This window comes from Pseudomonas abietaniphila, from assembly GCF_039697315.1.
GTDB classification, from domain to species: Bacteria; Pseudomonadota; Gammaproteobacteria; order Pseudomonadales; family Pseudomonadaceae; genus Aquipseudomonas; species Aquipseudomonas abietaniphila_B.
The window spans coordinates 4,738,104-4,763,539 of record NZ_CP155619.1 but is presented as its reverse complement, the minus strand read 5'-3'; the positions used below and the strand labels follow the sequence as shown (position 1 = coordinate 4,763,539).

Genomic DNA, 25,436 nt, shown 5'->3' with positions numbered 1-25,436 from the left:
ACTATTGAACTAGTTTTTTCATCGCTGCTGGCCACGAAGGTCAGTGTGCTTCCCTGATGAGGCCGCCACAGGCACTGTCTGCACTGGCCTCGTCGCATTCGGCAAGTACGTCATTCTCAGGAGATTCACCTATGCAATCTGTGGAACAAACTCTGGAAGAAGAACTGCAACTGGACGATTGGTTTGAAGCACCGACTCATGATGCTGCCGTGGAGATGATGCAAGCCGACGCAGTGGTGGCGTTCGGCACCGCGATGTGGCCGTTCTAAAGCAGACAGAGGGCGAGCGCGTCTGACGCGTTCGCCCTTTTTGTTTTCAGCCTTTACAACGGAGCGCCCCCATGACGGAACAGAGCAGCGCAATCGAGCACTTTCTTTATTACCTGCAACACCACCCTGCTATCGACGGCATGGCCTCACCCAAGGTATTGCTGGCCCACACCGAAGATTACACAGCGATCGTCGGCAACATCGTCGAAAGCTCCACCGCCCGCGATGCCTTTCGCTTCAGTACGATGGCACTTGATACGTCCCCCATTGAGGAGTTGGCTCAAGCCATTACTCAAGCCGACCTCTACGTGCTGTTCTACGATGCCTCGACCCTGCCCAATCCGAGCGCCGAAGGCCCGGCCTTCATTCGCTCGTTGCAGACGGTGATGTCGGATCAATGGAAGAAGTCCCTCCTGTTCAAGGACTATGGCCGCTATTTCTACGATACCTTCAGCGTCAAACCCGAACGTATCGCACACCTGAACGCTGCCCTGATCGACCATATGAATCAAGGCGAGACGCTGAGCTTCAGCGATGAACGTGGTTCTTACTTCGAAGCGCCGCTACGAGAGTTGAAGAAATGGACCAACATCAATGGGGTCGGCAATTACGACCTGGCGCCAGGTGAGATCGCCACCCACAGCGACTCGATCAATGGCCACGTGAAATTCGTCGGCACCTTTCTCAGCACGATCCCGTTCGCGCGCAAATACGGGGTCATCGAATCACCGCTGGAACTGTGGATCGAAAATTCCACCATCACCCGCGTCGCGACCGACGTGCCGGGGCTGGAAAATGATTTCAACAAATACCTCGATGCCAACCCGTCCAACCGGCGAGTCGAGGAACTGGGCATCGGCACCAACGAGGGCGTGACCCGGCTGTATGCCCGCAACGCCGGGTTCGAAGAACGCCATTGCGGTCTGCATCTGGGGCTCGGCGGCGGCGCAAAAGGCAGCCATCACCTGGACTTGATCTTCAACAGTGGAAGGCTGGCTGTGGATAAACGCGTGGTGTTTGACGGGGCGTTCCATCTAAGCGTTTAGGCGTGGATTTAATGGCCGCGCCCAGCTCACTTCCACACGGGCCTTTGCGACAGAAACAAAAACGCCAGTCTCTCGACTGGCGTTTTTTATTTCACACCGCAATCACTCAGGCTTGCGACGACCAAAGCCCGGGCGCTGACCGGAGCCCGCCGGGGCGCCGCGGCGCTTGCCGGACGGGGTTTTGCCGTCGTCGACCAGCTTGATGCCGGGACGCGAGGTCTTCGGCTTGGCCGGGCGCTTGTTCATGTCGCTCGGACGTTCGGCCACTGGCGTGCCGCGGCTGCTGTCGCCACGGTTTTCACCACGGCTGTCGCTACGACCGCCGGCGGCCGGACGTGGGGTACGGGCCGGACGACCTCCTTCGGCCGGCTTGCGCGCAGGGCGCTCGCCGTCGGCCATGCGCGGCTCGCGAGGTGCACGCTCGGCAGGCACCGCATCCTTGGCCGGACGCAGCTGACGCACGCGTTCGCCTTTGCCCAATGGACGCGAAGACTGGCGCTGAAGACGCTCCAGCTTGTCCTTGGTCTTGGCATTCATTTGCGGCATGGCAACCGGCTTCAGGCCCACTTCGGCGCTGAGGATGTCGACTTCCTGCTGACTCATTTCGCGCCAGCGACCCATCGGCAGGTCGGAATTGAGGAACACCGGACCGAAACGCACGCGCTTAAGACGGCTGACCACCAGCCCCTGGGATTCCCACAGGCGGCGGACTTCGCGGTTACGGCCTTCCATCACCACGCAGTGGTACCAGTGGTTGAAACCTTCACCGCCCGGCGCTTGCTGGATGTCGGTGAAACGCGCTGGACCGTCTTCCAGGATCACGCCGTTCTTCAGGCGCAGCAGCATGTCGTCGTCGACTTCGCCACGCACACGCACGGCGTACTCGCGGTCCATTTCGAACGAGGGGTGCATCAGGCGGTTGGCCAGCTCGCCGTCGGTGGTGAACATCAGCAAACCGGTGGTGTTGATGTCCAGACGACCGATGTTGATCCAGCGGCCTTCTTTCGGGCGCGGCAGACGATCAAACACGGTCGGACGGCCTTCAGGGTCGTCACGGGTGCAGATTTCGCCGTCTGGCTTGTTGTACATGATGACGCGGCGGACGGTTTCGGCCGCTTCTTCGCGACGGATAACGCGACCGTCAACGGTGATGGCGTCATGCAGATCGACGCGCTGCCCCAGGCTTGCCTGAACGCCGTTGACCTTGATGCGGCCTTCGCCGATCCAGGCTTCGACGTCACGGCGCGAGCCGACGCCAATGCGTGCGAGGACCTTTTGCAGTTTTTCGCCTGCTGGGCCGATCTCTTTGTCCTGCTTGTCTTGTTCACTCATCTGGGCACCTCCCGGTGTGTCGAATCAGGGCGTGCGCGAGTGGGCACGACCTGTTGCCCTGCGCCTGGCCAGGAGAGACTCTCCGGTCCAGAAGGGCTGAAAACTGAATCCTGTGGCGAGTGTGGATCGCCAAAAGGTCGCGAATCATACGCTCATGGCGCGCGTTGCGCATCAGAGACTAGACGAAAACGCCGATAACGCTGGCTGGCTCACTTCTTTTTCCGCCGACCGGACGCCTTGAGCTTGATCAGCCTCATGGCCGACTCGGCCAGCACCGAGCGTTTTTCGTCCTTGTCCATCTTCTTCCACGACTTGATCTCGCGCTTGCTGCGCCCGCAACCGAGGCAGATGTCGTCGTCGAATTTGCAGACGCTGATGCAGGGGTCTTTGGTGCTCATGGTTTCTTTAGCCACCGCGATAACACTGTGGGAGCGAATTCATTCGCGAAAAAATGTTCAGGCAAAAAAGGATGTGTAGGCCTTATGGGCCTCTCGCGAATGAATTCGCTCCCACGGGATCTCGCCTCACGCAATGTTGTGGCGACCGCAACTCATTGCCTACCGCGGATCTTCGTCGTCCGCCGGCTCGTCTTCCAATTCAGACTCTTTATCGCCCTCATCGAGCAATAAATCGTCGAAATCGGTTTTCAGGCCCTGTTCCATGGTGTCGAGTTCAGCCAGCAGGCTGCGGAAACTGGTTTCATCGCGCGGGGGTTCGGGCTCGGCGTCGGGGTCCGCTTCCAGACTGGCATCGGCCAGCGCCTGCAAATGCGCGGGCACCGGGGCGTCGTCGAAGTCCAGGATCGGCTCGGCTTCCATTTCGCGAAGGTCGGCCAGCGGCGGCAGCTCGTCGAGATTTTTCAGGTTGAAGTGATCGAGAAACGCCTTGGTGGTGGCAAACATCGCGGGCTTGCCCGGCACATCGCGGTAACCGACGATCCTGATCCATTCACGCTCAAGCAAGGTCTTGACGATGTTGCTGTTGACCGCCACACCGCGCACATCTTCGATTTCGCCCCGCGTAATCGGCTGCCGGTAGGCGATCAAGGCCATGGTTTCAAGCAGCGCGCGGGAATACCGCTGCGGGCGTTCCTCCCACAGGCGACCGACCCACGGGGCGAACTTTTCGCGAATCTGCAGGCGATACCCCGTCGCCACTTCCTTCAATTCAAACGCGCGGTTGTCGCAGGATTTGCTCAGCAACGTCAGGGCTTTCTTGAAGACGGCGGGCTCGGGACGCTCGCCCTCCTCGAACAGCTCGTACAGCCGCTCGAGCGATTGGGGTTTACCCGAGGCCAGCAGGAAGGCTTCGAGCAGCGGCGCGAGTTCGCGGGGTTCGTTCAGGTTCATCGGTCAGCTCTTGCTCTTTATTCGGCTCGTGCGCGCACATGAATGACAGCGAAAGGTTCGTTCTGCACCAGCTCGACCAGTTGCTCCTTGACCAACTCCAGGACGGCCATAAACGTCACGACCACACCCAGACGCCCTTCCTCGGCCGTGAACAGCTCGGCAAAGGGCACGAATCCGGCACCTTTGAGGCGCTCCAGGACATCGCTCATCCGCTCGCGGGTCGAGAGCGCTTCGCGGCTGACCTGATGGCTTTCGAACATGTCGCCACGGCGCAGCACCTCGGCCATGGAGATCAACAATTCTTCCAGCGCGACATCGGGTAACAACTTGCGCGCCCGCGCTTCCGGCGCGTCGAGCTTCGGCACCACCACATCGCGCCCGACGCGGGACAATCCGTCGATGCCTTCGGCGGCGGCCTTGAAGCGCTCGTATTCCTGCAAGCGACGAATCAGTTCAGCGCGCGGATCGTCCTCTTCCTCTTCCACCGATTCCGAGCGTGGTAACAGCATGCGCGATTTGATCTCGGCGAGCATCGCGGCCATCACCAGGTATTCGGCGGCCAGCTCCAGGCGCACGGTCTTCATCAGCTCGACGTAACCCATGTACTGGCGAGTGATTTCCGCTACCGGGATGTCAAGGATGTTGATGTTCTGTTTGCGAATCAGGTACAGCAGAAGGTCGAGCGGGCCTTCGAAGGCCTCGAGAAAGACTTCCAGCGCATCCGGTGGAATGTACAGGTCAAGCGGCATCTGCGTGACGGCCTGACCGTAGACCATCGCAAAGGGCAGCTCCTGCTGGGCATCGGCTTGCGGATCGAGCACTGCAGCGCCAGGCGTTTCGAGGTCGGTCACTCGACTTCGACCCCGAACGGCGTCGGGTCGCCACAGCCCACACGGACCACCTGCGGGTCGCCTTCGGCGAGATTGATCACGGTGGAGGCCGATATCCCGCCCTCGCCGCCGTCAATGATCAGGTCCACCTGATGCTCGAGCACCTCACGCATTTCATGGGGATCGCTCATCGGCAGGGTTTCGCCCGGCATGATCAGGCTGACACTCATCAGCGGTTCGCCAAGCTCGCGCAGCAGCGCCTGAGCGATGGGATGCTCCGGTACCCGCAAGCCGATGGTACGGCGCTTGGGATGCAGCACCAGTCGCGGCACATCGCGGGTCGCCCCGAGAATGAACGTGTACGGGCCCGGCGTGTGCGCCTTGAGCAAGCGGAAAGCCGCGGTGTCGACTTTGGCAAAGGTGCCCAGTTGCGACAGGTCGCAGCACATCAGGGTGAAGTTGTGCTTGTCGTCCAGCTGACGCAGGCGGCGAATACGGTCGACCGCCGTCTTGTCCTCCATTCGACAACCCAGGGCGTAGGACGAATCGGTCGGGTAAACCACCAGACCGCCGGCCCTGATAATCTCGACCGCCTGCTTGATCAGACGCGACTGCGGGTTCTCCGGGTGGACCTGGAAAAATTGACTCACGGTATCTTCCTGTTCAGACGGCAGTAGGCTGGTCATGTTTGAATCGCCCCCAGAGTGGCGGCAGATCCTCAGGCAACGGGCGATAAACACCAATTTCGGACCAGGCGCCAGGCGCATGGAAATCACTGCCGGCGCTGACCAGCAGACCGAATTCACGGGCCAGAATGGCAAGGCTGCCGACCTGATCGGCGGGCTGCAGGCCGTTGACCACTTCTATTGCATGGCCACCCGCCTCGATGAAGTCGGCGACTAGCCTGCGACGCTTGCTGCGAGTGAAATCGTAATGCGATGGATGCGCCAGACTGACCCAGGCACCCGCGGCCCGCAGCGTTGCGACGGTGTCTTCAAGCGTTGGCCAGTGCTGCTTGACGTCGCCCAGCTTGCCTGCACCGAGCCATTTTCGGAATGCTTCGGCGCGGTCTTTCACGAAACCTTCATTGATCAGGAAATCCGCGAAATGCGGCCGGGCCGGCGCATTACCACTGTCGCCGAGCGCCTGCTGGACCGCGCGAGCACCTTCCAGCGCGCCGGGCATACCTTTCATCGCCAATTTGCGGCTGATTTCTTCAGCGCGCAACCAGCGTCCGGTGTGCAATTGCTCAATGGCGTCGAGCAAAGGCCGGGCATCGACATTAAAGCCATACCCCAGAATATGAATGGTGGCACCGCCCCACGTGCAGGACAGTTCGATGCCGTTGATCAGTTGCATGTCCAGCGCAACCGCCGCCGCGCGGGCTTCTTCAAGGCCTTCGATGGTGTCGTGGTCGGTCAGCGCCAGCACCCGAACGCCGTTCTCGTGAGCACGGGCGACGAGTGCCGCGGGCGCAAGCGCGCCATCGGAAGCGGTACTGTGGCAGTGCAGATCGACATTCATAGGGGCGCTTTCGCAGTCATTGATGTTTGTTATTATGCCGTCACATCCAGCTTCTGGCTCTTACTGTGAAACAATTCATCGACTTCATCCCGCTTATCCTGTTTTTCATCGTCTACAAAATCAGTCCTCAGGCCGTCGACATCCTCGGTCACACCTTCATGGTAGGCGGGATTTTCAGCGCCACCGCGATGTTGATCGCCAGCTCCATCGTGGTCTACGGCATCCTGTTCATCCGTCAGGGCAAACTGGAAAAAAGCCAATGGCTGACGCTGATCGCTTGTCTGGTATTCGGTAGCCTGACGCTGGCGTTTCACAGCGAAACCTTCCTCAAATGGAAAGCCCCGGTGGTCAACTGGGTGTTCGCGTTGATCTTTGCCGGCAGCCATTTCATCGGCGACCGCCTGCTGATCCAGCGCATCATGGGCCACGCACTGACGCTGCCTCAGGCGATCTGGGTCAAGCTGAACATCGCCTGGATCGTGTTCTTCCTGTTCTGCGGCGCTGCCAACCTGTACGTGGCCTTCACGTATCAGGACTTCTGGGTTGACTTCAAAGTCTTCGGCAGCCTGGGCATGACCCTGATTTTCCTGATCGGCCAAGGCATCTTCCTGGCCCGTCACATCCACGATGCCGACGCATCGACCCAGCCTTCCACAAAAAAGACAGAGGACTGAAATGCTCTACGCAATCGTAGCAACGGACGTCGCCAACTCGCTGGAAAAACGCCTTGAAGCGCGCCCTGCGCACCTTGAGCGCCTGAACGCAATGAAAGCCGAAGGCCGCATCGTGCTCGCCGGCCCCAACCCGGCGGTCGACAGCAATGACCCAGGCACTGCGGGATTCACCGGCAGCCTGATCGTTGCCGAGTTCGAATCCCTGGCCGCCGCGCAAGCCTGGGCCGACGCTGATCCGTACGTCAAGGCGGGTGTCTACGACCACGTCGTGGTCAAACCTTTCAAGCAAGTCCTGCCCTGACGGTCAGCCCGACCTCGCCACGAGGTCGGGTTCGCAACACGCCCATTCTGACTGCTCATTATTCGCATTCTGCTGCCGATACCCTGCCAAATGCCCAATAAAGCCGGCGCGCTTTCAGGTGCCGCAAGAAAAGTCAGGAGTTCAGATGCGTCCACGTCCGTGGTGTCTGCTAGCGGCCGCGCTGGCCGTTTCGGCGATGAGTTTCGATGTCCAGGCCGAAGAAACAACCGATTCCGTCAGCCACGCGTTGCCGTTGCCCAGCACCGCCAGCCAGCTGACCGACCTTCGCCAGCGTCTGGCCGACAGCGAGAAGCAGCGCGAAGAGTTGACCCGGCAATTGCAAAATGCCGACACTGAACGCGAAAGTATTCAGCTCGGACGCCTGCGTCAGGAGAACCAAAGGCTTAAACTGCAGCTCAAAGAAGCACAGTCGGTCATGCCTGCGCGCGTACTGACCGAGCAACAACAATGGTTCGTTACGGGGGGCGGCGTTGCAATGGTCGCCCTGCTGTGCGGTATCTTTGCCAGCGGCTGGCGTAGACAGCGTCGGCAATGGCTAAATTGAGTGAGTCATGAGCGAGCTGTTACTTATTGATGATGACCAGGAGCTGTGTGAGCTCCTGAGCAGTTGGTTGAGCCAGGAAGGCTTTCAGGTACGGGCTTGCCACGATGGCCAGAGTGCCCGCAAGGCGCTCGCCGAAAGTGCTCCCGCCGCCGTGGTGCTGGACGTGATGCTGCCCGACGGCAGCGGTCTGGAACTGCTCAAGCAATTACGCACCGATCACCCTGACCTTCCAGTGCTGATGCTGTCGGCACGCGGCGAGCCGCTGGACCGCATTCTGGGTCTGGAGCTGGGCGCTGACGATTACCTCGCCAAACCCTGCGACCCTCGCGAGCTGACGGCACGCCTGCGGGCGGTCCTGCGTCGCAGTCATCCTGCCGCCGTGTCCAGCCAGATCGAACTGGGCGACCTGTGCTTCAGTCCGGCCCGAGGTGTGGTGACCATCGATGACCAGGAATTCACCCTGACCGTCTCCGAAGCCCGCTTGCTCGAAGCGCTCCTCGGTCAACCCGGTGAACCGCTGGAGAAACAGGAACTGGCGCAACTGGCACTGGGTCGCAAGCTCACGCTCTACGACCGCAGCCTGGACATGCACGTCAGCAACCTGCGCAAGAAGATCGGCCCGCACGCCGACGGACGCCCGCGCATCGTGGCGCTGCGCAGTCGGGGTTATTACTACGCGGTGTAGTCATACGACATGAATATAGGAGCGCGCTTGCCCGCGATGGCGGAGTGTCAGGCACATCGCGATGTCTGACGGATCGCAATCGCGGGCAAGCGCGCTCCTACAGGTACCCGGTCTCAGATCGATCTGTCAGCCACGTAACAATCCCTCTTTACCCAAGCTTTACGCCCGCCTGACCTCGCTTGACCTTGATCTCCCTAAACTGGCCACAACCGGCACAGAGCCGGATTCGAGACAAGGAGATACACCATGCGTAAGACTCTGATGGCTTTGATGTTCGCTGCTGCTCTGCCGACCGTTGCGATGGCAATGCCTCCGGAAGGCGGTCCTATGGCTGGCCCAGGCTTTGATGGCCCTGGCATGCATCACCGCAAAGGCCCGTTCGACAAGCTGAACCTGACCCCGGAACAACGTCAGCAAGTCGGTAAACTGATGGGCGAGCAATGGCACGGCCGCTCCGAGATCACCCAGAAGTACCTGGCCAAGCTGTCGCCAGCCGATCAGAAGGCAATGCAGGATGAACTGGCGGCCAAGCACGCGAAAACCCAGGCTGACATTCGCGCCGTGCTGACACCTGATCAGCAGAAGACTTTCGATCAGATCCAGAAGGACCAGGCACAACGTCGCGCAGACCGTGCCGAGTTCGAAGCCTGGAAAGCGCAAAAGGCGCAGAAGACCCAGTAATTACCCGGTAACACACTGCTGGCGCGGCAGTACACTTGCAACCCGACACGCTCTCCCCGGCGTGTCGGGCTTTTCCAGTTCAGGGGTTTGATCGAGGGATTCACGTGCGTTCATTGTTCTGGCGAATCCTGGCGAGCTTCTGGCTCGCGATCGCGTTGGTGGCGGGTCTGTCGATCCTGATGGGGCATATGCTCAATCAGGATGCCTGGATTCTCAGTCGCCACCCCGGCCTGCACAAATTGCCGGAAAAGTGGACGCAGCTGTATGAGGAACAGGGCGAAGGTCCGGCGCAGGAGTTTCTGCAGAATCTCAAGCGCAAGTACCACATCGACGTTCAGGTGTTGAACGACAGCGGCGAGGCCGTGATTCCCGGCACTTTCCCGCCTCGCGCAGCCGCGTTCGAAGCGCGCCAGCAAAAAGACGATGAACGTCCCCTGCCCTGGCGTCGTCTGACCGCGGAATACACCAGCCCCAAGACCAGCGAAACCTATCTGCTGATTTACCGGATTCCGCACCCGGAACTGGACGCCTGGCACCGCGAAAGCCTGCTCTGGCCACTCAGTGCGCTGGGCATCGCGCTCGTCGTGCTGACGCTGTTCAGCCTGTTCGTCACCCTGTCGATCACCCGGCCGCTGAGCCGTCTGCGGGGCGCCGTTCACGACCTGGGGCAAACCACGTATCAACAGAACAGCCTGGCCCAGCTCGCTAATCGTCGCGATGAGTTCGGCGTGCTGGCCAATGACTTCAACCGCATGGGCGCCCGCCTGCAAAGCCTGATCGGCAGTCAGCGTCAGTTGCTGCGGGACGTGTCCCACGAACTGCGCTCACCCTTGGCGCGGCTGCGGATTGCCTTGGCCCTGGCTGAACGAGGGGGACCTGCCGAGCGGGAAAAACTCTGGCCGCGCCTGACGCGTGAATGCGATCGCCTGGAAGAGTTGATCAGTGAGATTCTCGCCCTCGCCCGCCTGGACGCTGACATGGGCGATGCCACGCCCGTTGACCTGCCTGGGTTGCTGCATCACTTGAAGGCTGAAACCGAATTAAGCAGCAATGACCAGACCGTCAATGTCGACGCGCAGTCAGGCGTTCAGTTGCAAGGCTGGCCGAACGTGCTTGAACGCGCCCTGGACAACCTGCTGCGCAACGCCCTGCGCTTCAACCCGTCAGGGCAGCCCATCGAACTGAGCGCGCGCAATGAGGATGCCATGCTGTTCATCAGCGTACGTGACCATGGTCCCGGCGTGAGCGAAGAGCATCTGGCGCAGCTGGGCGAACCCTTCTATCGCGCGCCGAACCAGACCGCGCCGGGCTACGGTCTGGGTCTGGCCATCGCCAAGCGTGCAGCGGAAAAACACGGCGGCAGCCTGGTGCTGGAGAATCATCCGCAGGGCGGCTTCATTGCCAGCATCGTCGTGCCGCGCGACACGGGCACGGCCGTTGGCTAAGCCTTAACAGCGGGTTACGGTCAACATGGCTTCTTGGGTGAGCCCATCCCTGTAGAAGACGTCCGAGGTTACGAGGGCAGCGAACGGGCTCCCACAACGTCCGCGCTGCTTGTTATCCCTGCCACGCGCTGACGAATTCCGCGACGTCGAGCTTCGGTGCTTCGCGCGGCGGATTCAATGGCGTGCCCAGATACAGGAACGCAACGACCTCTTCATCCGCGGCCAGGCCCAACCCTTTTGCGACGTGTGGGGAATACGACAATTCACCGGTGCGCCAGACCGCACCCACGCCCAATGCGTACGCCGCCAGCAGCACGCCATGGGCGGCGCACCCTGCGGTGATCGCTTGTTCCTTCTTCGGCACCTTGAAGTGGTCCTGCAACCGGGCGATCACCACGACCACCAGCGGGGCGCGAAGCGGGCCTGAACGAGCTTTCTCCAGGGCCTTCTCGTCGGCACCGTTGCCGCTCTCGATCAGCGCCTGTGCCAACAAATCGCCCATGCGGTTGCGGGCGTCGCCTTCCACGGTGAGGAAGCGGTAAGGCCGCAGTTGTCCATGATCGGGGGCACGCAGGGCCGCGCTGAACAGGATTTCGCGCTGGGCAGCGTCCGGGGCTGGCTCGACCAGCCGGGGAACGGACACGCGGTTGAGTAATACGTCGAGCGCTTCCATTGAGTCGTCTCCTTAAATGATGGGGCATTGTAGTGCCGACAATGCGTTCTTGAACTTCAATAACGAATGAAAGAAGCATTTACTTACATGACACCCGACGCCGGACTCGGTTTACTTGCCTTGACCCACGGGTAGAATGTGCGCCCTTCCATTTCCTGATCAGAGCGACTGCATGGCGTTGCCGACTCTTCGCATCATCGGTTTCATTATCGGCATCTTCCTCATCACCCTGGCCATCGCCATGGTCGTGCCCATGGCCACGCTGTTGATCTTCGAACGAACCGGCGACATGCCGTCGTTCCTGTGGTCGAGCATGATCACGCTGATCGCCGGGCTGGCGCTGGTTGGGCAAGGGCGTCCCGAGCACGTTCACCTGCGCCCTCGCGACATGTACCTGTTGACCGTCTCCAGTTGGGTGGTGGTGTGCGTCTTCGCCGCGCTGCCGTTTCTGCTGACCCAGCACATCAGCTACACGGACTCCTTTTTCGAGAGTATGTCCGGCATTACGGCCACGGGTTCTACCGTGCTCAGCGGGCTGGACAGCATGTCGCCGGGCATTCTGATCTGGCGCTCGCTGCTGCACTGGCTGGGAGGGATCGGTTTTATCGGGATGGCGGTGGCGATCCTGCCGCTGCTGCGCATCGGCGGCATGCGCTTGTTCCAGACCGAGTCCTCTGACCGTTCGGAGAAGGTCATGCCGCGCTCGCACATGGTCGCCAAATTTATCGTACTGGTGTACGTCGGCATTACCGTACTGGGGAGTCTGGCGTTCTGGTGGGCCGGCATGAGCCTGTTCGACGCGATCAACCACGCAATGTCAGCGATCTCCACAGGCGGTTTCTCCACCTCCGATCAATCCCTCGCCAAGTGGCCGCAACCGGCCGTGCACTGGGTGGCGATCGTGGTGATGATTCTTGGCGCGCTGCCGTTCACCCTGTACGTCGCGACCCTGAGGGGGCATCGCAAAGCATTGTTCAAGGATGAGCAGGTTCAGGGGTTCATCGGTCTGCTGTTGGTGACCTGGCTGGTGATGACCGCCTGGTACTGGGCCACCACCGACCTGCCGTGGTACGACGCACTTCGGCACGTCGCGCTGAACGTCACCTCGGTGGTGACCACCACAGGCTTTGCGCTCGGGGACTACAGCCTGTGGGGCAACTTCGCGCTGATGTTCTTCTTTTATCTGGGCTTCATTGGTGGATGTTCCGGCTCCACGGCGGGCGGCGTGAAGGTATTCCGCTTTCAGGTCGCCTACATTCTGCTCAAGGCCAACCTGCATCAGCTCATTCATCCGCGCGCGGTCATCAAGCAGAAGTACAACGGCCATCGGCTGGACGATGAAATCGTGCGGTCGATTCTGACGTTCTCGTTCTTCTTCTCGATCACCATCTGCCTGATCGCCTTGCTGCTGTCGCTGCTGGGTCTGGACTGGATGACCGCACTGACCGGCGCCGCCAGTACCGTGTCCGGCGTCGGCCCGGGACTGGGTGAAACCATCGGACCGGCCGGCAACTTTTCGACGTTGCCGGATGCAGCCAAGTGGATTCTGTCGTTGGGCATGCTGCTGGGTCGTCTGGAAATCATCACCGTGCTGGTGCTGTGCATTCCGGCGTTCTGGCGGCATTGATTCAACGCAGGCCGACAGAACACATCTGATCCCTGCAGGAGCGCGCTTGCCCACGATGGCGCTGTGTCAGATACACACAGAGGCTGGCTGACTAACCGCTATCGCGGGCAAGCGCGCTCCTACAGGAATCGGTGGTGGCTACTCGATCGCCTTCCTCACCCGATACTCCCCCGGCGTCTCATCGAACCAGCGGCGGAACGCGCGGAAGAAGTTACTCGGGTCGGCGAAGCCCAGGAGATAGGCGATCTCCAGCAGCGTCATCTGCGGCTGCGCCAGGTATTGCTCGGCGAGTTCGCGGCGCGTGTCGTCGAGCAGGGTCTGGAAGCTGGTGCCCTCTTCCTGCAAACGTCGCTGCAACGTGCGCTGCGACAGGTGCAGGCTCTGGGCGACGGCTTCGCGCTTGGGTTCGCCCTGTGGAAGCAGACGGCAGAGCACCTGACGCGCCTGGTGCGTCACGCGGTTGCTGGCGAAGCGGGCCAGAAACTCCCCGGCGAAGCGATCATGCAGCTTGGCCATCGCCTCATCGGCGGTCGGCAGCGGTGCTTCCATGTCTGCGCGGTCAAACACCAGCGCGTCGTAAGGCGCGTTGAACGTCAGTGGCGCGTGGAAGAACTTTTTATAGGGCTCGACGTTCTTGGGTTGATCGCCCTGAATCAACACCTGACGCGGGTGCAATGGACGACCGGTGAGCCAGCCACAGAACGCCAGCGCAAACGCCAGAGAGGCCTCCGCGCTTTGTCGCGTGGGGGGCAAAAGATCCCCGTGCACCGTCAGTATCAGCGCGTAGCCTTCAGGGAGAAGGCGAAAACTCAGGTCGGCACTGTCGGCGATGATTCGCTGATAACGCACCAACCGCTCGAACCCTTCTTTAAGGGTCCGGCTGGACATCAAGGCATAACCGGCAACGCTGAACGAAGCCGGTCGAACGACCCGGGCCATGTTCAGGCCAACCGCCGGGTTGCCGGACAGCTCGACGGCACGTTGCCAGAGTCGGGTCATGGAGTCCTGCGGAAAACGGGCGTCGGGATTTTCCAGATCGGCATACACCAACCCCAGTTCCTTGAACAACGCCTGGCAGTCCAGCCCATCCATTTCCAGGGACTTGACGATCCCCATCGCCCAACTTGAAGAAGTCGTTTTTTCCATGCTCACGTCTTCTTGTTCAGAATCGGTCGCCCCCTGCGACTGATAGCCGAAGGATACTACGTTGGCACCCATTGTCACTGGCCGCCGGGCGTGCTCGGCTAAACTGATGGACATGACAGGCATCAGAGAAAACCGCTGTGGATGACGCAAGAAGCTTTGATCGTTTCGCCGACTTCTATCCGTATTACCTGCAGGAGCATCGCGACAGCACCTGCCGCCGCCTGCATTTTATCGGCACGAGTCTGGTGATCCTGATACTGACGACCGCTCTGCTCAGCGCCAGTTGGGTATTGCTGTGGGTTTTGCCGTTGGCGGGTTACACCTTCGCCTGGGTGGGGCACTTCTTTTTCGAGAAGAATCGGCCCGCCACGTTCAAGCATCCGTTCTACAGTTTGCTCGGCGATTTTGTGATGTACCGGGACATGCTGACCGGCAAGGTGCCTTTTTAAGTCAGCAACGCAGGCTGATGACGGCTTATCAACGTCGCTTATAGCGCCGAGGGCAAGGCCCGCTGAGCCATCAAGCCGTCCCGCTCAGTCACACTGTGGTGATCGACCCGGCCTACACTCGTTGCGTCATTGACAAGAAGAGCCGAAGCCGCCGATGAGCCAGACCGACCAAGCACGCTTCACCCACATGAAGGACGGCACGCAGGAAGACTGGGCGATCATCGCCAAGGACTTCAGCGCCTACGCGCGACAACTGCCTTCGCGCATTCTCAATCATCTTCGTTTGCTGGACGGTGATTTCGGCGGGTTCCCGGTGGATCGTCTGACCCACTCTCTGCAGACCGCGACCCGGGCGCATCGCGACGGCCGGGATGAAGAGTACGTGGTCTGCGCCCTGCTCCACGACATCGGCGACACGTTGGCGAGTTACAACCACCCGGACATTGCCGCCGCGATCCTCAAGCCTTTCGTCAGCGACGAAAACCTGTGGATGGTCGAAAAGCACGGGATCTTTCAGGGCTATTACTTCTTCCATCACCTGGGGATGGACCGGCACCTGCGCGAAACCTTCGCCGACCATCCGCAATACCGCCAGACCATCGAGTTCTGCGCCAAATACGATGCGGCAGCGTTCGATCCCGATTACGAGAACCTGCCGCTGAGTTTTTTCGAGCCGATGCTGGAACGGGTTTTCGCCCAACCCAGAAACTCGATCTATAAGGCTGCGATCGAGCAGAACTCAGCAGGGGTCCAGGCCTGACTAACGACCTTATGTAGGCGGTGCGGCGTATCAAACCGCCTCGCCAACCGCCTCGGTCGCCAGGCTCTTGGCCTTGATGTGCGCATCGGCCAGCCGGAATAGCTCGATGGTGCCGTCCCAATGTTCGATCAGCGCGGTGCAGGACTCGACCCAGTCGCCGCAGTTGAGGTATTCCACCCCGCCCACCTGACGAATCTCGGCATGGTGGATATGCCCGCAGACCACACCGTCCAGCCCACGCTTCACGCACTCGTGAGCGATGGCCTCTTCGAAGTCGCTGATGAAGTTCACGGCGGTCTTGACCTTGTGTTTCAGGTACGCCGACAACGACCAGTAGCCGTAGCCATACTTGGCGCGCCAGTGGTTGAGCCAGCGATTGAGGGTCAGGGTGAATTCGTAGGCCGAATCGCCCAGGAACGCCAGCCAGCGGTGGTAACGGGTAATCACGTCGAACTGATCGCCGTGGATCACCAGCAGGCGTCGGCCGTCGGCGGTGACATGCTCCGCCTCGTCGACCAGCTGGATGTTGCCCAGAATCAGCTTGGAATAACGACGCAGGAATTCGTCGTGGTTACCGGTGACGTAGATCACTTCGGTGCCGCGCTTGCTCATGGTCAACAGGCGGCGGATGACGTTGGTGTGCGCTTGCGGCCAGTACATCCCGCCACGCAGTTTCCAGCCGTCGATGATATCGCCGACCAGATAAACCCTGTCGGCATGATACTGCTTGAGAAAACCGGACAGGTGCTCGGCCTGACAATCCCGGGTTCCCAGATGTACATCGGAGATCCATAAGGTCCGGACACGTTGCTTACGACTCGGTTTCACGTTCTCGGCAATGCTCATGGATGACCTCCACTTTGGTTTCCACAAGAGTGGACCGGGTCAGTGAAGTGAACATGACGGCATTGTTGAGGTTTGATGACATGACAAACGAAGCAACACCTTGGCAGGGTTCCAGCGCCGCGGAGGCCGAACGGCAGAACAGCGATTACTGTGGGAGATTCTATGGCTCTCAACCAGTGGTCTCAGTTCGTTTCTTGAGGGTCGCAAAGCCCGACAGCCTGCGCCATATCCCGGATGACGCAGAGCGTCGTTGAATGTGTTACCACGCGGAGCGTGGGAACCATCAGCTTGCTCGCGCTGGGAGTGAGCCAGTTTCATCAAGGGTGAATGACACTCCGCATCGTCAGCAAGCTAACTCCCACATTTTTTATGTTTATTCAACGATTGAGGTGTTGTTCTAAACAGCGCAAAGCGCGCTCTGGCTTTTGATCTTCATGCCGCAGCAGTCCAGACACCACAAAACGCGACTTGGGTGCAGGCTGAACGCAGGCGGCGTGGAGTGGGCCGAGCGGCATGGATGCCGCGAGAGCGCTGCCAGGACATGGATGTCCGTTCAGCGCGGGCCCACGGAGCGTCGCCGGAGTGAGGGTACGACGACGAAGGAGTCGCCAAACCAGGAGCTGGACACTTGGTTACTTGGTGTCTTTTCAAGTAACCCGCCGAAGGCGGAACAGTTTGGACGTTAGGACAAACCCAACCATCAGCGTCACCCCCAGCAGTGGAAATGCACACCATACAAGCAGCTTGCTCGCGAACGCAGCTGGGTGTCCGACACATCTGTCAGTTCAGCACGACCGCATTCGCCGAAATGCCGCCCAGACCAAGCTCGCTCACACAGAATCCCGCACAAACGGATCAAACGTGATCCGGGGTCAGGCTTCAGGTCAACACGAAATCCACAGGCTCAAGCAGCGGTGGCAAGGGCGTTTCACCGAGGGCGTCGAGGATGTCGCGTTCAATCACGCGCACCAGCGCATCCAGCGGCAGGTCGTTTTCATCGAAGCCAAACGGGTCTTCCAGTTCGTTGCCAATCGCATCCAGCCCGAAGAAGGTGTAGCTGACGATCGCCATGAACAAGGGTGTGACCCAGCCCAGCGGCTCGGCCATCACGAAGGGCAAGAGGATGCAGAACAGGTAAATCGTCCGGTGCAGCAGCAAGGTGTACGGGAACGGCAGCGGCGTGCCCTTGATGCGCTCACACGCGGTCACCGCCCGGCTGATCACGCTCAGATGATTGGCCAGCAGCGTATAGCGCCACTCGTTGATGTGCCCGCTGTCACTGGCGTTGGAACACTGCAGACCAATCTCGCGCAGCACCCTGTCGCAAAAATTTGCGCCCTCTTCGGACGGCACTCGACTCAACCACGGCTGCGCGACTTTGCGCACGTCCTCTCGGCGTAGCGTTGCATTCAGGGCATGGGCAAAACCGCACAGGTCTCGCAGGATCAGGCTGCGCACGCTGACGTCCTTGATCACCTGGGTTTCACGGATGATCGAGCGGATCTCGGTGATCACGTCGCCCCACGCCTTGCGCGCTTCGTACCAGCGGTCGTAACAGGCGTTGTTGCGAAAGCTCATGAAGATCGACAGCGAGAGGCCCAGCAGCGTGAACGGCACGGCGCTGACCTTGGAGAAATACTCCGGGTGCAGGTTTTCAATCAGTACGATGAGCGCTGCCAGCAGTGTCACGGCCAGACTGCGGGTGGCAATGCGTCGGGCAATCGACCCTTTGAGGGCAAGCAACACGTTCAGCAGGTTGGGATGAGGTCGGACGATCATGGGGTCGGTCTATGCTCGGCGAAGGTGTCAGGACGCCGGTTCAGCATAGGTCCGTGGCGTCAGCAGCGTCCAATCACTGTTAATGAAGACCCAATCGAGGGTTTCGATCAGTGATCGAGCGTCAACTGTCGAGCGGGGTTTTGCGATCGTTATGACCGAGGTCACGCTCGGGATCGATCTGATCGCGCACGCGCTGTTTCAGGACCTTGGCTTCGGGAAAGCCGCCATCGGCCTTGCGCTCCCAGATCTGCACCGCGTTGCAGGTGATGTGGAACACGCCTCCGGTGCCCGGCACCAACGACACCTTGCCCAGATCGTCACCAAAGGTGCTGAGCAACTCCTGAGCGAGCCAAGCCGCACGCAACAGCCACTGGCATTGCGTGCAATACGTGATGACGATCTCAGGTTTCGCGGTCATGACTCAGCCCAGCCCGGCCAGTAAATCACGGGCCGTTTGTTGAGGACCGTCGTCGGACTCATCGATGACCTGCTGCAACAGACGTCGCGCCTCCTCGACATTGCCTTCATCGATCAACACTTGCGCTTCGTTGATCTTGCTCAGTGGCGCTTCATCGAGGTCCATCAGGTCGAATTCGGTGTCATCAGTCATGAAGCTGTCGAGAAACGCGTCGTCCATCAGGTCACTGTTGCTCTGCACGATCAACGCAGGCTCAGGCTCTTCCTCGAACTGCACGTCCATGTCCATCGTCCCGTCTTCTTCGGCGAAATCGCTGAGGAACTGTTCCTCGGGCATTTCGAAGACTTCCGGCAACTCCGTGAGATTGGAGGCGAACGCCGGATCCAACGCAGGCTCGGCATCGGGTGCAGGCTTGCGTGGTGCGGGTGTGCTATCGAACGGGTCGACCAGGTCCCAGTCGGCGTCCATCGACAGGTCGTCCAGGTTGAGCTGGAAATCGTCCGCCGGATCGGGGTTCAGTGCGGCGGCTGCGGTTTCGTCCAGTTGGCCTGCCGGCGTGTCGCTGGCTGCCGCATCCGCAGCAACGGCAGCAGCGCCTGCCAGGAGGGCCGGGGTTACTGACGGCTCCGTCGCCGCCGCAGCGGGGGCCGCCGGGGCAACCGCCGCGTTGAGTTTCGGATAACGAGCGCGGATCTCTTTGAGCTTTTGCGCCTCGATCCCCTGACTCAGCAAGACCTTTTCCTCGGCGTCGAAGCCCGCGCCATCGCCCTGCTCTCCCAGCAACTCGAGAATGCGCATCCGCACATCGGTGCGCTGCGGCTGCTTGTCCAGCGCCTCTCGCAGGATCGCCAAGGCTTCAGCAAAACGGCCGTAAGCAATGTAGATGCTCGCCCCGTCCAGCGCGTCAGTCGCTGCACCGGCGAGCCGTTGACCTGCCGGCGCGGTGGTGCTGGCAGCAGGCGAAGCCGTCGCGGCCGGACGCGGCGTCACGGAGGGCACTTCGAACACCGGCGTGACCGTCGCCTGGGCCGGTTTGATGATCGGCTCCACTGGCTCCGGCTGTAGCGCCAACTGGTTTTTGATCCGGTTGCGCCGCACCGACCATGCCAGCGCGAGCAGTAACAGCAGGACCAGCAATGCCGCCAGGATCGTCGTCCAGGGCAGCTCGTCGTCATCCACCGGCTGCACCGGCGTGGGTGCGGCCACCGGCGCAGGCGCTGTGGCAACCGGCTGGGTTTTCTGTACGACAGGGGTTGCAGGAACAGGAACAGGAGCAGGCGCCGGTCGCGACGCCAGCGCTTTCATTTCCGCCAGTTGCGTCTGCAACTCGATGATCTGTTTGTCTTTGCCCGCTTCTTCCTCGTTCGCCTGTTGGACCTGACCTTTGAGATCGTCCACGGTCTTGGCCAACTGCTGGTTTTCCAGTGCGGTGGCGGTCAGTTGCTGACCCGCATCCGGGGTCGGCGCAGGGGCGCCTGGCACGGCGGGCGCGGTGGCAGGGGCGGTGACCGGAGGCTGGGCGCCCGCAGCGGCGGCGGTTGCTGACGGCTCGGGCTCGATGGCGCTGTCCGGGAGCAGCAGACTTTGGCCCACTTTCAACTGGCTGCGATCCCCGTTCGGGAACGCCTGTGGGTTGAGCGCCTGAATACCGCTGATCAGCTCGTTTCCAGAGCTCTTGCTGCCCGGCGCCTGCACGCGGCGCGCGATGCTCGCCAGCGTGTCGCCGGAGGCCACCGTATAACGCTTGCCCTGCACAGCTTTCGGCGGCGCGACAGGGAGTCGGGACTCATCGCTCTTTGCACCAACGGCAGGCGATTGAGTACGGCTGCGCGTCGCGGCGAGCCCCGTCGGCGAGTTCGGCGGGTCCAGCAGCACCGTGTATTCGCGCAACTGATCGCCGTTAGGTCGCACCAGACGCACGACAAAATCCATGTACGGCTCAGTGACGGCCTTGCGCGACTCGACATGCACGACGGCACGGCTGCCACGAATCACGGGGGTGAAGCGCAGGTCGTTGAGGAAAAACACGCGCTCAACGCCCGCCTTGGTGAAGGCTTCGGCCGGTGCCAGCGCAACAACGATTTCTTCAGGAGTCAGCCCGCCCGCCTCGATCAGTTCGATGTCAGCGTTGAAAGGCTGGCCGAGCGCCGAGTGCAGGGTGATCTCGCCCAAGCCCAGCGCGGCCGCCATGGAGCTGTGGAGCATCGATGCCGAAGCGACCGCCACGGCGAACAACCCTGTGCGAAGACCCGACTGAACGCGAAGTGATACCTGACTCCCGCGCCGACGACCGGCCTGAAAACTCTTCAGCATGCGAACCCTTATGAGGCAGGCTTCCCTGCAATTTCGTAATGCGGACACCGTGTCCGGAAAAAACCAGTATGGGTGCAAATAGAACAGGATGTTTCGACACGATCAACGTATTTGTCGCTGGCTCATCGCCATGAACTCACGATTTTTCCAGATTCGCCAGAATTGTCGAGTGAACGCGCAGGCAGACGCGCAGATCTTCCTCATCGATGCCTTCGAACAGCTCATGACGCAACGCAGTGGCAATGGTTTCGATTTTCTCGATCAGAGGCCGTGCGGTGTCGCACAGCAGGATCTTTTTCGCACGTCGGTCTTCGACCACGGCCTGACGACGGACCAGCCCCTGATTCTCAAGGCTGTCGAGCAGGCGGGCCAGAGTCGGACCCTCCACGCCGACACTTTGCGCCAGTTCGCGCTGAGTCGGCGCTTCCTTGAAACGCGCCAGATGCAAGAGGACCAGCCAACGGGCCTGGGACAACCCAAGATCGGCCAGACGACGGTCAAGCTCGGCACGCCAGCCACGGGATAAGCTGGCCAGTTGCATGCCAAAGCGGTGTTCTTCTGTTAACGGCATAGGTAACTCGATGGTTAAAGACGATTCCTAATTAATAGGCAGCTAACCATGGAGCTTGAGGCGAGGCAAGTGGCCGGACGTGGTGTTTCGTCGCAGAGGCAGGGGGAGTGCGGGTTTGGCATGGATATATAGCGCTGTGCGGAGTTGGCGGGGTGGCTTGAAAGGTGTGCATATCCGGGATTTAGAATGGCGCTTTGATCGTTCCCACGCTCCGCGTGGTAACGCAGCGACTGACGCTCTGCGTCAACGTGGACGCGGAGCGTCCTGGCAGGCATTCCCACGCAGAGCGTTGGAACGATCCTGAAACGAAGCGCTTTTCGCTTTCCCTGGTGGGACGCATCAACTGCTGGATGAGCACTGACTCCCACAGGTCTTCTGTCAGCCGAAAATCCGTGGAACACCGCGATACCTGTTGGAGCTGTCGGAGGTTCTGCGAACCCTTGGTCGAGAACCAAAGAATCTCCCGTTATCGGTGGGCGGCGGCCTGACTTAAACCTCAAACTCCGACTGCAACGCCGCACGCACGCAATACAGCACGCCTTCGGGCACGCGTCCCGTGAACAGTTCGGCGATCGCGGCGACGGGAGGCAACTCGCCCTCACCGTCGAGGAAGGCATCCTGAATTTCGCTGAGCAGGTCTTCAGGCAGGTCCAGCGCCTGTTCGAGCGACAGCTGCTGTTTGCCGATCGCCTCGGCGAGCATCGTGTAGACGTTCTTTTCCGAGCACTGGAGTTGACCGGCAATCTGCATCGGGGTCATCCCGGCACGGGCCAGGCTGATCAGTTCATGCCGCAGATCGGTCACAACGCGCGGAGCAGGCGCTGAACCGCCGAGCACCTCCAGGAACGCCTCGCCATAACGCTCCAGCTTGCGCGCGCCAACACCGCTGACCCGTCCCATCTCGGCCATGGTGCCCGGCTGGCTGCGCAGCATTTCCAGCAAGGTTGAGTCGGGGAAAATAACGTACGGCGGCACGCGGTGCTCTTCTGCCAGCTTGCGGCGCAGGGCGCGCAAGGCTTCCCACTGTTCGCGCTCTTCGCCACGGACCAGCTGACTGGCCGGGCTGCCCGACGCTTTCGGCGTGGTTTGTGGTTTGAGGTCACGGCGCAGTTGCAGCGTCACTTCGCCACGCAGCAATGGGCGGCAGGTGTCGCTCAGACGCAGGCCGCCGTAGCCTTCCAGATCAATATCAGCCAGGCCGCGCGCCACCAGTTGACGGAACAAGGAGCGCCATTCGCCTTCGCTGCGGGCCTTGCCGACCCCGAACACCGCCAGCTTCTGATGGCCGAAGCTCTGGACCTTGTCGTTTTCCTTGCCCAACAGCACGTCCACCAGGTGACCGACGCCATAGCGCTGGCCGGTGCGGTAGATCGCCGAGAGTGCCTGACGCGCGGGCTCGGTGGCGTCCCAGGTCTGCACGCCGTCGACACAGTTGTCGCAATGGCCGCAAGGGTTGGGCATGTCTTCGTCGAAGTAGGCCAACAGCGCCTGACGCCGGCAGCGTGTTTCTTCACACAGCGCCAGCATCGCATCCAGCTTGTGGTGCTCGACACGCTTGTGGCGCTCGTCGCCTTCGGAGTTCTGCAGCATCTGCTTGAGCATCAGCACGTCTTGCAGGCCGTAGGCCATCCAGGCATCGGCCGGCAGACCATCACGCCCTGCCCGCCCGGTTTCCTGGTAGTAAGCCTCCAGCGACTTGGGCAGGTCCATGTGCGCAACGAAGCGCACGTTGGGTTTGTCGATGCCCATGCCAAAGGCGATGGTGGCGACCATGATCAGGCCTTCCTCATTCAGGAAGCGGCGCTGGTTTTCCGAACGCGTTTCGATGGGCAGGCCGGCGTGATACGGCAGCGCGGGATAACCATTGTCGCTGAGGAAGGCGGCGGTTTCTTCAACCTTCTTGCGCGACAGGCAATAGACGATGCCCGCATCGCTGCGACGCTCGGAGAGAAACGCCAACAACTGCTTGCGCGGCTGTTCCTTGGGCACGATGCGATAAAAGATGTTGGGGCGGTCGAAACTGGACAGGAAACGCTCGGCGTCCTGCAAATGCAGGCGTGTGACGATTTCCTCACGGGTGCGCTTGTCGGCGGTCGCGGTCAGCGCAATGCGCGGCACGTCCGGGAACAGCTCGGCCAGTTGACCCAGTTGCAGGTATTCGGGGCGGAAGTCATGGCCCCATTGCGAAACACAGTGGGCTTCGTCGATGGCGAACAGGGCGATTTTCAGGTTCTGCAGAAACGACAGCATGCGTGGCTGGACCAGACGCTCGGGCGCCAGATACAGCATTTTTATCTCGCCGAGACGAATCCGGTTGGCCAGGTCCCGTTGCTGCTCGGGGCTGAGGGTCGAGTTCAGCGCTGCTGCCGAAACACCCAGCTCTTCCAGCGTGGCCACCTGATCGTCCATCAGGGCGATCAACGGAGACACCACGACCGCCAGACCGTCACGCAACAGGCCGGGCACCTGGAAACACAGGGATTTGCCACCGCCGGTCGGCATCAGTACCAGCGCATCTCCACCACTGGCCACACGCTCGATAATGGCACCCTGGAAGCCACGAAAACTGTCGTAGCCGAAGATGTCTTTAAGTACGCGTTGAGCCTGGTCGAGCATAAATACCCCGGATGGTGCCACTGCAGCGGGTGAAGATTCGCTGTGGAAATCGCAAAGCGCCGCAGTATACCGGAGCGCCCGGACAGATAGGACAGCGGTGACACGAGCGGTCGAAATTAGCAGCAATGCTGATTCCAAGGGCCTCGTGACTGGCATCTGCAGCGCTCAGGGCCTAGAATTCAGCATCGTTTATTTCCAAGGTAGTCCTTCAATGTCCTTCGCTGAGCAATTACACCGCCTGCAAGCCTTCCTCGACGCCGATGAGCTGCATGACGAAGCGCTGGACTACGTAGCCGCCCACGGCTACCTGACTGCGCTGTCGATCTGTGCCGAAACCGTGCCGGACCGCGAGTGGATCGACGCGCTGTTCGCCGAGCCACCGCACTACGCGGACAAGGCTCAGCACGAAGAGATCGAATCCACCCTGATCCAGCTCAAGGCGCACATCGCCCGTCAGCTGGCGTCGGACGAAGAGTTCGAACTGCCTTGCGACCTGGACCTGGGCGATGACCCGGACGACTCCGAACTGCGCGGCTGGTGCATCGGTTTCATGGAAGGTGTTTTCCTGCGTGAATCGGCCTGGTTCGAGAACGATGAAGAGGAAGTCAGCGAGATGCTGCTACCGATCATGGTCGGTTCGGGTCTGTTCGACGAGCAACCTGAGTTCGCCGACATCGCGGCAGATGCCAATCTGATGGACGACATGATCGTGCAGATCCCTGAGGCGCTGACCGCGCTGTATCTGCTGCTGCACGCCCCGGATGAAAAACCGGCGATCCTCAAACCTCGCCACCACTGAGTCGGCGCCTATGGCGCACGGCAGTTCCGGTGATTCCACACCCCGTACGAGCCGATCCCGGTTCGTGCGGTATCTGTTGCAAGGCATTGGCTGGCTGAGCGTGGCGTTGGGTGTGATCGGGATTTTCCTTCCGGTGCTGCCGACCACGCCCTTCCTTCTGCTGGCCGCTGCGTGTTTCGCGCGCAGTTCTCCCCGCTTTTATCACTGGCTGGTCGATCACCCTCGGCTCGGTCCGTGGATTCGTGGGTATCTGAACGGGGAAGGTATTCCGCTCAAGGGCAAGGTGTATGCGATCGGTCTGATGTGGATCAGTATCGGGGTTTCTTGCTGGCTGGTGCCGATGGTCTGGGCGCGGGTGTTTATGGGGGTGAGTGCTGTTTTGGTGACGGTTTATATCTTGCGGCAGAAGACGCTGCGGCGGTGAGGGCGTTTTCTGCTTACACACGCTTGGCGCTCACAACGTTTATCTATCCCATCACTTCGGTTGGCGGTTAAATCTTGGTTTGGCCTGCACCCAAGTCGCGTTTTATGGTGTCTGAACTTTCGCGCATTAGAGCAACTCAGGCTGGAGCTAACGCTCATCGCATCTTGATTCGTGCATCCATTTCCCACACTCCACTTTTGATTGATCGTTCCCACGCTCCGCGTGATGACGCAACGACTGACGCTCTGCGTCAACGCGGGAAGCAGAGCGTGGGAACGATCATGCTGATATCGGGCTGATGCAGTACCAGTAGG

Annotated in this window: 27 protein-coding genes; 13 read left to right on the top strand and 14 right to left on the bottom strand. The window is 60.7% G+C overall.

Annotation, left to right across the window (positions count from 1 at the left end):
- Nucleotides 1-131 precede the first annotated feature (131 nt).
- The gene (locus ABDX87_RS21105; protein ID WP_062389297.1) at nucleotides 132-269 is read left to right on the top strand and encodes a hypothetical protein; all 138 of its coding nucleotides are present in this window, start codon (nucleotides 132-134) and stop codon (nucleotides 267-269) included.
- Nucleotides 270-340: 71 nt separating this feature from the next.
- Nucleotides 341-1,315, top strand: coding sequence for a leucyl aminopeptidase (locus tag ABDX87_RS21100; protein WP_346829617.1), 975 nt, complete (start codon nucleotides 341-343; stop codon nucleotides 1,313-1,315).
- Between the two features lie 102 nt (nucleotides 1,316-1,417).
- Here the strand turns inward: ABDX87_RS21100 and rluB are convergent, their stop codons facing one another.
- From rluB to ABDX87_RS21070, 6 genes are all read right to left on the bottom strand, one after another.
- A complete protein-coding gene (gene rluB / locus ABDX87_RS21095; RefSeq protein WP_346829616.1) occupies nucleotides 1,418-2,647 on the bottom strand; it encodes a 23S rRNA pseudouridine(2605) synthase RluB in 1,230 nt (409 codons plus the stop codon).
- A gap of 209 nt (nucleotides 2,648-2,856) precedes the next feature.
- On the bottom strand, nucleotides 2,857-3,045 hold the full coding sequence (locus ABDX87_RS21090; protein ID WP_346829615.1) for a DUF1289 domain-containing protein: 189 nt from the start codon (nucleotides 3,043-3,045) through the stop codon (nucleotides 2,857-2,859).
- A gap of 159 nt (nucleotides 3,046-3,204) precedes the next feature.
- Nucleotides 3,205-3,996 carry an SMC-Scp complex subunit ScpB gene (gene scpB / locus ABDX87_RS21085; RefSeq protein WP_346829614.1) on the bottom strand — a complete coding sequence of 264 codons (792 nt, stop codon included), beginning with the start codon at nucleotides 3,994-3,996 and terminating at the stop codon, nucleotides 3,205-3,207.
- Nucleotides 3,997-4,013: 17 nt separating this feature from the next.
- Complete coding sequence (locus ABDX87_RS21080) at nucleotides 4,014-4,712, bottom strand: segregation and condensation protein A (RefSeq protein WP_346833581.1); 699 nt, start codon at nucleotides 4,710-4,712, stop codon at nucleotides 4,014-4,016.
- Between the two features lie 131 nt (nucleotides 4,713-4,843).
- The gene (locus ABDX87_RS21075) at nucleotides 4,844-5,476 is read right to left on the bottom strand and encodes an L-threonylcarbamoyladenylate synthase (RefSeq protein ID WP_346829613.1); all 633 of its coding nucleotides are present in this window, start codon (nucleotides 5,474-5,476) and stop codon (nucleotides 4,844-4,846) included.
- A gap of 13 nt (nucleotides 5,477-5,489) precedes the next feature.
- A complete protein-coding gene (locus tag ABDX87_RS21070; protein WP_346829612.1) occupies nucleotides 5,490-6,350 on the bottom strand; it encodes a PHP domain-containing protein in 861 nt (286 codons plus the stop codon).
- 65 nt (nucleotides 6,351-6,415) lie between these two features.
- On the opposite strand from ABDX87_RS21070, the gene ABDX87_RS21065 reads away from it, so the two are divergent.
- The 6 genes from ABDX87_RS21065 to ABDX87_RS21040 all read left to right on the top strand — a co-directional run bounded on the left by ABDX87_RS21065 (nucleotide 6,416) and on the right by ABDX87_RS21040 (nucleotide 10,701).
- Nucleotides 6,416-7,024: a septation protein A gene (locus ABDX87_RS21065; protein WP_346829611.1), complete on the top strand. Its 609-nt coding sequence runs from the start codon at nucleotides 6,416-6,418 to the stop codon at nucleotides 7,022-7,024.
- Nucleotide 7,025: 1 nt separating this feature from the next.
- The gene (locus ABDX87_RS21060) at nucleotides 7,026-7,325 is read left to right on the top strand and encodes a YciI family protein (RefSeq protein WP_346829610.1); all 300 of its coding nucleotides are present in this window, start codon (nucleotides 7,026-7,028) and stop codon (nucleotides 7,323-7,325) included.
- Nucleotides 7,326-7,470: 145 nt separating this feature from the next.
- Nucleotides 7,471-7,890: a translation initiation factor 2 gene (locus ABDX87_RS21055; protein WP_346829609.1), complete on the top strand. Its 420-nt coding sequence runs from the start codon at nucleotides 7,471-7,473 to the stop codon at nucleotides 7,888-7,890.
- A gap of 7 nt (nucleotides 7,891-7,897) precedes the next feature.
- Complete coding sequence (locus ABDX87_RS21050; RefSeq protein ID WP_346829608.1) at nucleotides 7,898-8,575, top strand: response regulator transcription factor; 678 nt, start codon at nucleotides 7,898-7,900, stop codon at nucleotides 8,573-8,575.
- A 246-nt stretch (nucleotides 8,576-8,821) separates the two neighbouring features.
- Nucleotides 8,822-9,256, top strand: a complete 435-nt coding sequence (locus tag ABDX87_RS21045; protein ID WP_346829607.1) for a Spy/CpxP family protein refolding chaperone — start codon at nucleotides 8,822-8,824, stop codon at nucleotides 9,254-9,256.
- A 104-nt stretch (nucleotides 9,257-9,360) separates the two neighbouring features.
- Complete coding sequence (locus ABDX87_RS21040; protein WP_346829606.1) at nucleotides 9,361-10,701, top strand: sensor histidine kinase; 1,341 nt, start codon at nucleotides 9,361-9,363, stop codon at nucleotides 10,699-10,701.
- Between the two features lie 112 nt (nucleotides 10,702-10,813).
- On the opposite strand, the gene ABDX87_RS21035 is transcribed toward ABDX87_RS21040, so the two are convergent.
- Nucleotides 10,814-11,374, bottom strand: coding sequence for a nitroreductase family protein (locus tag ABDX87_RS21035; RefSeq protein WP_346829605.1), 561 nt, complete (start codon nucleotides 11,372-11,374; stop codon nucleotides 10,814-10,816).
- A gap of 172 nt (nucleotides 11,375-11,546) precedes the next feature.
- Here ABDX87_RS21035 and ABDX87_RS21030 point away from each other — a divergent pair, with 172 nt between their 5' ends.
- Nucleotides 11,547-13,001 carry a TrkH family potassium uptake protein gene (locus ABDX87_RS21030; RefSeq protein ID WP_346829604.1) on the top strand — a complete coding sequence of 485 codons (1,455 nt, stop codon included), beginning with the start codon at nucleotides 11,547-11,549 and terminating at the stop codon, nucleotides 12,999-13,001.
- A gap of 138 nt (nucleotides 13,002-13,139) precedes the next feature.
- On the opposite strand, the gene ABDX87_RS21025 is transcribed toward ABDX87_RS21030, so the two are convergent.
- On the bottom strand, nucleotides 13,140-14,147 hold the full coding sequence (locus tag ABDX87_RS21025; protein ID WP_074757386.1) for an AraC family transcriptional regulator: 1,008 nt from the start codon (nucleotides 14,145-14,147) through the stop codon (nucleotides 13,140-13,142).
- Nucleotides 14,148-14,284: 137 nt separating this feature from the next.
- On the opposite strand from ABDX87_RS21025, the gene ABDX87_RS21020 reads away from it, so the two are divergent.
- Together ABDX87_RS21020 and ABDX87_RS21015 are read left to right on the top strand one after the other, a co-directional pair.
- Nucleotides 14,285-14,596: a DUF962 domain-containing protein gene (locus ABDX87_RS21020; protein ID WP_346829603.1), complete on the top strand. Its 312-nt coding sequence runs from the start codon at nucleotides 14,285-14,287 to the stop codon at nucleotides 14,594-14,596.
- Between the two features lie 154 nt (nucleotides 14,597-14,750).
- The gene (locus ABDX87_RS21015; protein ID WP_346829602.1) at nucleotides 14,751-15,356 is read left to right on the top strand and encodes an HD domain-containing protein; all 606 of its coding nucleotides are present in this window, start codon (nucleotides 14,751-14,753) and stop codon (nucleotides 15,354-15,356) included.
- A gap of 30 nt (nucleotides 15,357-15,386) precedes the next feature.
- Here the strand turns inward: ABDX87_RS21015 and ABDX87_RS21010 are convergent, their stop codons facing one another.
- From ABDX87_RS21010 to recQ, 6 genes are all read right to left on the bottom strand, one after another.
- A complete protein-coding gene (locus ABDX87_RS21010) occupies nucleotides 15,387-16,202 on the bottom strand; it encodes a UDP-2,3-diacylglucosamine diphosphatase (RefSeq protein WP_346829601.1) in 816 nt (271 codons plus the stop codon).
- A gap of 879 nt (nucleotides 16,203-17,081) precedes the next feature.
- Nucleotides 17,082-17,981: a bestrophin family protein gene (locus ABDX87_RS21005; protein ID WP_346829600.1), complete on the bottom strand. Its 900-nt coding sequence runs from the start codon at nucleotides 17,979-17,981 to the stop codon at nucleotides 17,082-17,084.
- Nucleotides 17,982-18,102: 121 nt separating this feature from the next.
- The gene (locus ABDX87_RS21000) at nucleotides 18,103-18,399 is read right to left on the bottom strand and encodes a SelT/SelW/SelH family protein (protein ID WP_346829599.1); all 297 of its coding nucleotides are present in this window, start codon (nucleotides 18,397-18,399) and stop codon (nucleotides 18,103-18,105) included.
- A 3-nt stretch (nucleotides 18,400-18,402) separates the two neighbouring features.
- The gene (locus ABDX87_RS20995) at nucleotides 18,403-20,712 is read right to left on the bottom strand and encodes a FimV/HubP family polar landmark protein (protein WP_346829598.1); all 2,310 of its coding nucleotides are present in this window, start codon (nucleotides 20,710-20,712) and stop codon (nucleotides 18,403-18,405) included.
- 136 nt (nucleotides 20,713-20,848) lie between these two features.
- Nucleotides 20,849-21,283 (bottom strand): MarR family transcriptional regulator, encoded by a 435-nt coding sequence (locus ABDX87_RS20990; RefSeq protein WP_074757358.1) that lies wholly within the window; start codon nucleotides 21,281-21,283, stop codon nucleotides 20,849-20,851.
- Between the two features lie 489 nt (nucleotides 21,284-21,772).
- A complete protein-coding gene (gene recQ, locus ABDX87_RS20985) occupies nucleotides 21,773-23,899 on the bottom strand; it encodes a DNA helicase RecQ (RefSeq protein WP_346829597.1) in 2,127 nt (708 codons plus the stop codon).
- A 211-nt stretch (nucleotides 23,900-24,110) separates the two neighbouring features.
- On the opposite strand from recQ, the gene ABDX87_RS20980 reads away from it, so the two are divergent.
- The gene (locus ABDX87_RS20980; protein ID WP_346829596.1) at nucleotides 24,111-24,698 is read left to right on the top strand and encodes a YecA family protein; all 588 of its coding nucleotides are present in this window, start codon (nucleotides 24,111-24,113) and stop codon (nucleotides 24,696-24,698) included.
- 10 nt (nucleotides 24,699-24,708) lie between these two features.
- A complete protein-coding gene (locus ABDX87_RS20975; protein ID WP_346829595.1) occupies nucleotides 24,709-25,122 on the top strand; it encodes a YbaN family protein in 414 nt (137 codons plus the stop codon).
- The last annotated feature ends 314 nt before the right edge of the window (nucleotides 25,123-25,436 follow it).

Coding starts and splice junctions, on each gene's coding strand:
- ABDX87_RS21060 (WP_346829610.1), top strand. CDS start 7,026: ATGCTCTACGCAATCGTAGCAACGGACGTCGCCAACTCGCTGGAAAAA.
- scpB (WP_346829614.1), bottom strand. CDS start 3,996: ATGAACCTGAACGAACCCCGCGAACTCGCGCCGCTGCTCGAAGCCTTC.
- ABDX87_RS21050 (WP_346829608.1), top strand. CDS start 7,898: ATGAGCGAGCTGTTACTTATTGATGATGACCAGGAGCTGTGTGAGCTC.
- ABDX87_RS21105 (WP_062389297.1), top strand. CDS start 132: ATGCAATCTGTGGAACAAACTCTGGAAGAAGAACTGCAACTGGACGAT.
- ABDX87_RS21055 (WP_346829609.1), top strand. CDS start 7,471: ATGCGTCCACGTCCGTGGTGTCTGCTAGCGGCCGCGCTGGCCGTTTCG.
- ABDX87_RS21100 (WP_346829617.1), top strand. CDS start 341: ATGACGGAACAGAGCAGCGCAATCGAGCACTTTCTTTATTACCTGCAA.
- ABDX87_RS21005 (WP_346829600.1), bottom strand. CDS start 17,981: ATGATCGTCCGACCTCATCCCAACCTGCTGAACGTGTTGCTTGCCCTC.
- ABDX87_RS21030 (WP_346829604.1), top strand. CDS start 11,547: ATGGCGTTGCCGACTCTTCGCATCATCGGTTTCATTATCGGCATCTTC.
- ABDX87_RS20980 (WP_346829596.1), top strand. CDS start 24,111: ATGTCCTTCGCTGAGCAATTACACCGCCTGCAAGCCTTCCTCGACGCC.
- ABDX87_RS20975 (WP_346829595.1), top strand. CDS start 24,709: ATGGCGCACGGCAGTTCCGGTGATTCCACACCCCGTACGAGCCGATCC.
- recQ (WP_346829597.1), bottom strand. CDS start 23,899: ATGCTCGACCAGGCTCAACGCGTACTTAAAGACATCTTCGGCTACGAC.
- ABDX87_RS21010 (WP_346829601.1), bottom strand. CDS start 16,202: ATGAGCATTGCCGAGAACGTGAAACCGAGTCGTAAGCAACGTGTCCGG.
- ABDX87_RS21035 (WP_346829605.1), bottom strand. CDS start 11,374: ATGGAAGCGCTCGACGTATTACTCAACCGCGTGTCCGTTCCCCGGCTG.
- rluB (WP_346829616.1), bottom strand. CDS start 2,647: ATGAGTGAACAAGACAAGCAGGACAAAGAGATCGGCCCAGCAGGCGAA.
- ABDX87_RS21015 (WP_346829602.1), top strand. CDS start 14,751: ATGAGCCAGACCGACCAAGCACGCTTCACCCACATGAAGGACGGCACG.
- ABDX87_RS20995 (WP_346829598.1), bottom strand. CDS start 20,712: ATGCTGAAGAGTTTTCAGGCCGGTCGTCGGCGCGGGAGTCAGGTATCA.
- ABDX87_RS21025 (WP_074757386.1), bottom strand. CDS start 14,147: ATGGAAAAAACGACTTCTTCAAGTTGGGCGATGGGGATCGTCAAGTCC.
- ABDX87_RS21045 (WP_346829607.1), top strand. CDS start 8,822: ATGCGTAAGACTCTGATGGCTTTGATGTTCGCTGCTGCTCTGCCGACC.
- ABDX87_RS21070 (WP_346829612.1), bottom strand. CDS start 6,350: ATGAATGTCGATCTGCACTGCCACAGTACCGCTTCCGATGGCGCGCTT.
- ABDX87_RS21000 (WP_346829599.1), bottom strand. CDS start 18,399: ATGACCGCGAAACCTGAGATCGTCATCACGTATTGCACGCAATGCCAG.
- ABDX87_RS20990 (WP_074757358.1), bottom strand. CDS start 21,283: ATGCCGTTAACAGAAGAACACCGCTTTGGCATGCAACTGGCCAGCTTA.
- ABDX87_RS21090 (WP_346829615.1), bottom strand. CDS start 3,045: ATGAGCACCAAAGACCCCTGCATCAGCGTCTGCAAATTCGACGACGAC.